The 4,973-nt window shown below is 61.9% G+C and carries 7 protein-coding genes and 1 pseudogene; 5 read left to right on the top strand and 3 right to left on the bottom strand.

Annotated features, from left to right (window positions below):
- Both WCE35_RS23390 and WCE35_RS23385 read right to left on the bottom strand, forming a co-directional pair.
- Positions 1 to 445: lytic murein transglycosylase (locus WCE35_RS23390; RefSeq protein ID WP_424595685.1), on the bottom strand; the 445-nt coding region annotated here is incomplete at its 3' end.
- A 29-nt stretch (positions 446 to 474) separates the two neighbouring features.
- Positions 475 to 675 carry a hypothetical protein gene (locus WCE35_RS23385; protein ID WP_424595684.1) on the bottom strand — a complete coding sequence of 67 codons (201 nt, stop codon included), beginning with the start codon at positions 673 to 675 and terminating at the stop codon, positions 475 to 477.
- 108 nt (positions 676 to 783) lie between these two features.
- Between WCE35_RS23385 and WCE35_RS23380 the strand changes: the two genes are divergently transcribed.
- The 3 genes and pseudogenes from WCE35_RS23380 to WCE35_RS23370 all read left to right on the top strand — a co-directional run bounded on the left by WCE35_RS23380 (position 784) and on the right by WCE35_RS23370 (position 1,726).
- Positions 784 to 1,032 (top strand): type II toxin-antitoxin system Phd/YefM family antitoxin, encoded by a 249-nt coding sequence (locus WCE35_RS23380; protein ID WP_424595683.1) that lies wholly within the window; start codon positions 784 to 786, stop codon positions 1,030 to 1,032.
- The gene (locus WCE35_RS23375) at positions 1,029 to 1,454 is read left to right on the top strand and encodes a type II toxin-antitoxin system VapC family toxin (RefSeq protein WP_424595682.1); all 426 of its coding nucleotides are present in this window, start codon (positions 1,029 to 1,031) and stop codon (positions 1,452 to 1,454) included. The genes WCE35_RS23380 and WCE35_RS23375 overlap by 4 nt, the downstream gene beginning before the upstream one ends.
- Before the next feature lie 10 nt (positions 1,455 to 1,464).
- Positions 1,465 to 1,726: pseudogene (locus tag WCE35_RS23370) on the top strand (BrnA antitoxin family protein).
- An 8-nt stretch (positions 1,727 to 1,734) separates the two neighbouring features.
- Here WCE35_RS23370 and ettA read toward each other — a convergent pair.
- The gene (gene ettA / locus WCE35_RS23365; RefSeq protein WP_424595681.1) at positions 1,735 to 3,387 is read right to left on the bottom strand and encodes an energy-dependent translational throttle protein EttA; all 1,653 of its coding nucleotides are present in this window, start codon (positions 3,385 to 3,387) and stop codon (positions 1,735 to 1,737) included.
- A 251-nt stretch (positions 3,388 to 3,638) separates the two neighbouring features.
- Here ettA and WCE35_RS23360 point away from each other — a divergent pair, with 251 nt between their 5' ends.
- Together WCE35_RS23360 and WCE35_RS23355 are read left to right on the top strand one after the other, a co-directional pair.
- Positions 3,639 to 3,824 (top strand): hypothetical protein, encoded by a 186-nt coding sequence (locus WCE35_RS23360; protein WP_424595680.1) that lies wholly within the window; start codon positions 3,639 to 3,641, stop codon positions 3,822 to 3,824.
- A 128-nt stretch (positions 3,825 to 3,952) separates the two neighbouring features.
- Positions 3,953 to 4,912, top strand: coding sequence for a D-2-hydroxyacid dehydrogenase family protein (locus WCE35_RS23355; protein WP_424595679.1), 960 nt, complete (start codon positions 3,953 to 3,955; stop codon positions 4,910 to 4,912).
- Positions 4,913 to 4,973 lie beyond the last annotated feature (61 nt).

Genomic DNA, 4,973 nt, shown 5'->3' with positions numbered 1-4,973 from the left:
CCTGCGTCGCCAGCACGCGCAAACCGTCGTAAGGCAGCGTGTAACGGCCGTAGTCGGTTTCGCGGCCCCAGATCGCAAGCACGATGGTTGCGGGAACGCCGAAGCGGGTTTCGATCCCGGTCAAGGCGACGCGATACTTCTGCAGCAGCCGCTGCCCTTCCGCGGCCAGCCGAGCGATGCTGGCCTCCTTCAGATAATCCGCCGGCACCTGCACGAATTCGGCCTGCGACGGCGCGCCGGTCGCGGGCCGGCCCGGCAGGATCAGGTCGGGCAGTTTGTAATCCGGCTCCAGCCCGCGCGTTTCCGCATCGAACGTCGCGCGCGAAACGCCGGCCGCCTGCGCTTCCGGCCACAGCGAGGCGATGAATTGCGTGAAGGCAACGTCGGCGGCGCGAGCTTGAGACGACAGCAGCAGCGCCACAAGCAGGAGGCCAAGGGCAGGCATGCGGCGGATGACCAATTTAGACGTCTCGCTCACGCGTCGATCAGGTCGAGACGCCGCTCGATAAGCTTGATACGGGAATCAATACGATCCAACTTATTCGACATGCTCACATATCGATTCTCAAGGGCACCGAGAGGCAACTTCAGTTCGCTCATATCTTCGCGCATTGCGTCAAGCGCGCGGCGGATATGAAGAAGATGCTCGACAATTTCATTGTCTGTTTCGATCATGTCGTCAGAATATCACGGCGCAGGTCGCAGGGCGACGCAACCAGGTAGAGCCCTGTACGACTTGCAATTCCAATAATATGGCCATATATAGCCAGAATTGGAGGCCCGATGTCGACTTATTCCATCGCTCAGGCGAAAGACCAGCTCTCGCGACTGGTAGATGAAGTCTTGGCCGGCAAGCAGGTCACGATCACGCGCCACGGCAAGCCGGTCGCCGAATTGCGCCCGGCGGGGCATTCGCCACGGCCGACAACCAAAGCCGACATTCTATGGTTGCGCAAGCGACGCCAGGCACTGCCGCCGCTCGGCGGCGATGCGGTATCGGTCGTCCGCGCGATGCGCGACGAGCCTGAATGAACTGCTACCTCGACACCAGCGTCATCGTCGCGCTGCTTCTGCTCGACCCCCACACCGCAAAAGCAGAGGCGTGGCTGGAACACGCCGAGCCAGGTTGCATCGTGAGCGATTTCTGCGCCATCGAATTCGCATCGGTGGTGTCGCGCCAAGTGAGAATGAGCCATCTCTCGGCCGCGGATGGAAGCGAGGCACTCGACCTATTCGACGAATGGATCGCGCGAACGGCGCAGGTTGTCACGAGTGCGGGCGAGCATATGGAGGCGGCCGGCCGCATGGTCCGCAACTTCGATACCAAATTATCCGCACCCGACGCGATTCACCTCGCGGTCGCGAAGTATCACGGGCTGGTACTGGCGACTTTCGACAAGCGTCTCGGTGACGCCGCGCGCCGGGAAAACGTCAACATAGTCGTGCCCGAATAGGGAAATGCTTATGAACAGACGCAAATCAATTCCTGCCTGCAAGACCGAGGCCGAGGAACGAAAGTTTTTGGGAAACGCATGACTCCACCGATTACATCGACTGGAGCAAGGCCGAGCGCGTGCGCTTTCCAAACCTGAAGCCCTCGACTACCGCGATCTCAATTCGTCTGCCCCTGGGCTTGCTGGAACAGATCAAGATCGCCGCCAACAAGCGTGACGTGCCGTATCAGTCGCTGATCAAGATGTGGCTGGCGGAGAAGGTGGATAACTAAGACAACCCTCACCGCGTCAGCTTCTTGTACTTCATGCGATGCGGGATGATGGAATCCTGTCCCAGCCGCCGCATCTTGTCCTTCTCATAATCCTGGAAATTGCCTTCGAACCATTCGACATGGCTGTCGCCCTCGAACGCCAGCATGTGGGTGGCGATGCGGTCGAGGAACCAGCGGTCGTGGCTGATGATGACGGCGCAGCCGGCGAAATCCTCCAGCGCCTCTTCCAGCGCGCGCAGCGTATCGACGTCGAGATCGTTGGTGGGCTCGTCGAGCAGCAGCACGTTGGCGCCGGATTTCAGCATTTTTGCCAGATGCACGCGGTTGCGCTCGCCGCCTGACAGGGAGCCGACTTTCTTCTGCTGGTCGCCGCCCTTGAAATTGAACGACGAGCAATAGCCGCGCGAGTTGACCTCACGCTTGCCGAGCAGGATCAATTCGTTGCCGCCGGAAATTTCCTCCCACACCGTCTTGTTGCCGTCGAGCGTATCGCGCGACTGGTCGACGTAACCAAGATGCACGCTGTCGCCGATGGTGATGGTGCCCTTGTCCGGCGTCTCCTGCTTGGTAATCATCCGGAACAGCGTGGTCTTGCCGGCGCCATTCGGGCCGATCACGCCGACGATGCCGCCCGGCGGCAGCTTGAAGGTGAGGTCGTCGATCAGCATGCGGTCGCCAAAACCCTTGCTGAGGTGGTCGAAGTCGATCACGTTCTGGCCGAGCCGCTCGGCGACGGGAATGACGATCTGCGCGGTCTGGGTCTGCTTCTCGTTGGCCTGCTTCAGCAGTTCCTCATAGCGCTGGTAGCGCGCCTTGGACTTGGCCTGGCGGGCTTTTGGCGAAGCCGCGATCCATTCCTGCTCGCGCGCCAATGTCCTTTGATGCGCGGCCTCCTCGCGGCCCTCCTGCGCGAGCCGCTTCTGCTTCTGCACCAGCCAGGACGAATAATTGCCCTCGTAGGGAATGCCCTTGCCGCGGTCGAGCTCGAGGATCCAGCCGGTGACGTTGTCAAGGAAGTAGCGGTCGTGGGTGACGATCAGGATCGCGCCGGGATAGTTGCTCAAATGGCCTTCCAGCCACGACACCGACTCGGCATCGAGATGGTTGGTTGGCTCGTCCAAGAGCAGCAGTTCCGGCTGGTCGAGCAGCAATTTGCACAGCGCCACGCGGCGCCGCTCGCCGCCGGAAAGCCTGGTCACGTCGGCATCGTCGGGCGGGCAGCGCAGCGCGTCCATCGCCTGATCGACCTTGCTGTCGAGATCCCAGAGCCCCTGGGCCTCGATCTCGTCCTGCAGCCTCGTCATCTCGTCGACGGTCTCGTCGGAGTAATTGGCCGCGAGCTCGTTGTAGCGGTCAAGGATCGCCTTCTGCTTGGCGACGCCATCCATGACGTTTTCGCGGGCGGTCTTCTTCGCGTCGAGCTGCGGCTCCTGCTCGAGATAGCCGACCCGCGCGCCCTCGGCGACCCAGGCCTCGCCGTTATATTCCTTGTCGATGCCGGCCATGATCCGCAGCAAGGTCGACTTGCCGGAGCCGTTGACGCCGAGCACGCCGATCTTGGCGTCGGGGTAGAACGACAGATGGACGTTATCGAGCACCTTGCGGTTGCCGGGATAGGTCTTGGACAGACCCTGCATGAAATAGACGAACTGACGGGCCATCGCGATCCCTTGGAAAACGAGAGGATTTTTGGGAAATTTGCTGCCGCTGATGTAGCGGCGCAGCCCCCAAAGGGCAACCGCGGCAACAGGTTTTCCATCCGTTCACCACGGAAGATTACGGGTCCGACACGATGTGTGTGCCAGGTCACGACAATTGAAACCTTCTTTTAATAAATCAGGCCAAAACTGGTTCTCGACGCCAAAAAGGCGCCCCGCGGCCAAGGCCGCGCACAAAAAACAGAGGCCGCGTCATGGCAACGATCAGTTCGGCAATCCTCTCCATCCCGGCGAGCAGGCCCGCAAGACCTTTCGCCGGGTTTCGCGCCTTCTGGCGCCGGTTCCTCGCCAGGGCGTTCAACCCCTACCGGCCGGAGCTGCATTACATGCGCGGCCCTGGCCCTGCCTGGCGCGCCAAGCACATGGCCCGATCGGCCTGACCTTTTTAAGCGTTTGAGCCGGCTCTGCCTTCAAGTCCGCTTGCGCGCCCGTCGATTGCGCGCGACCATGGCGAGGTTCCCGGACGGTCAAATTCCGGCCGTCGCTCTCGCCACAAACGGACTTCCCGATGACGCGGCTGCGCTGTGCAATTCTCGACGACTATCTCAACCTGGCGCTAACGGTGGCGGACTGGTCGAAGGTATCCGACCGGGTTGACATCACGGTCTTCAATCAGCCGTTTTCGAGTTCCGAGGCCGCCGCGATCGCGCTGCGGGATTTCGAGATCGTCTGCGCGATGCGCGAGCGGACGCCGTTTCCGCGCATGCTGTTTGCGATGCTGCCGAAGCTGAAACTGCTGATCACCTCCGGCATGCGCAATGCCGCGATCGACATGGAGGCCGCCAAGGACCACCAGGTGGTGCTGTGCGGCACGCAATGGGGCCGCGACCCGACCGCGCCGCTGACCATGGGCCTGATCCTGGAACTGACCCGCAATATCGGCCGCGAGAACGCGCGGATGCATGCCGGCGAACCCCTGCAGAAATTCGTAGGCCAGGAGATCGAGGGCCGAACGCTCGGCGTGATTGGCCTCGGCAAGCTCGGCAGCAAGGTTTCGAAACTCGCGCAGGCCTTCGGCATGAACGTGATCGCCTGGAGCCCGAACCTGACGGCCGAGCGCTGCAAGGAAGTCGGCGTCACATACGCCAGCAAGGAGGAATTGTTCGCCACCGCCGACATCGTCACCATCCATGTGGTGCTGAGCCAGCGCTCGCGCGGCCTGATCGGGCCTGCCGACCTCGCACGGATGAAACCGACCGCCTATCTCGTCAACACCGCGCGCGGGCCGATCGTGGATGAAGAAGCACTATTGGAAGCGCTGACGCAGAAGAAAATTGCCGGCGCCGCCGTCGACGTGTTCGCGATCGAGCCGCTGCCGACCGACCATCCCTTCCGCAAGCTCGACAATCTCGTGCTGACGCCGCATCTCGGCTACGTCACCGAGGAAAGCTTCAGCAACCACTATCGCCAGATGGTCGAGGGCATCGACGCCTGGTTCAAAGGCGAGCCGGTGCGGAAACTGGGGTAGACGACATACCTATCGCCGTTCCCCGGATGCAGCGCAGCGCGCCGCTCTTGCGGCGTGGTGC

It is taken from the genome of Bradyrhizobium sp. (genome assembly GCF_049691595.1).
Lineage (GTDB): Bacteria > Pseudomonadota > Alphaproteobacteria > Rhizobiales > Xanthobacteraceae > Bradyrhizobium.
This window is presented reverse-complemented; position numbering and strand designations above follow the sequence as displayed.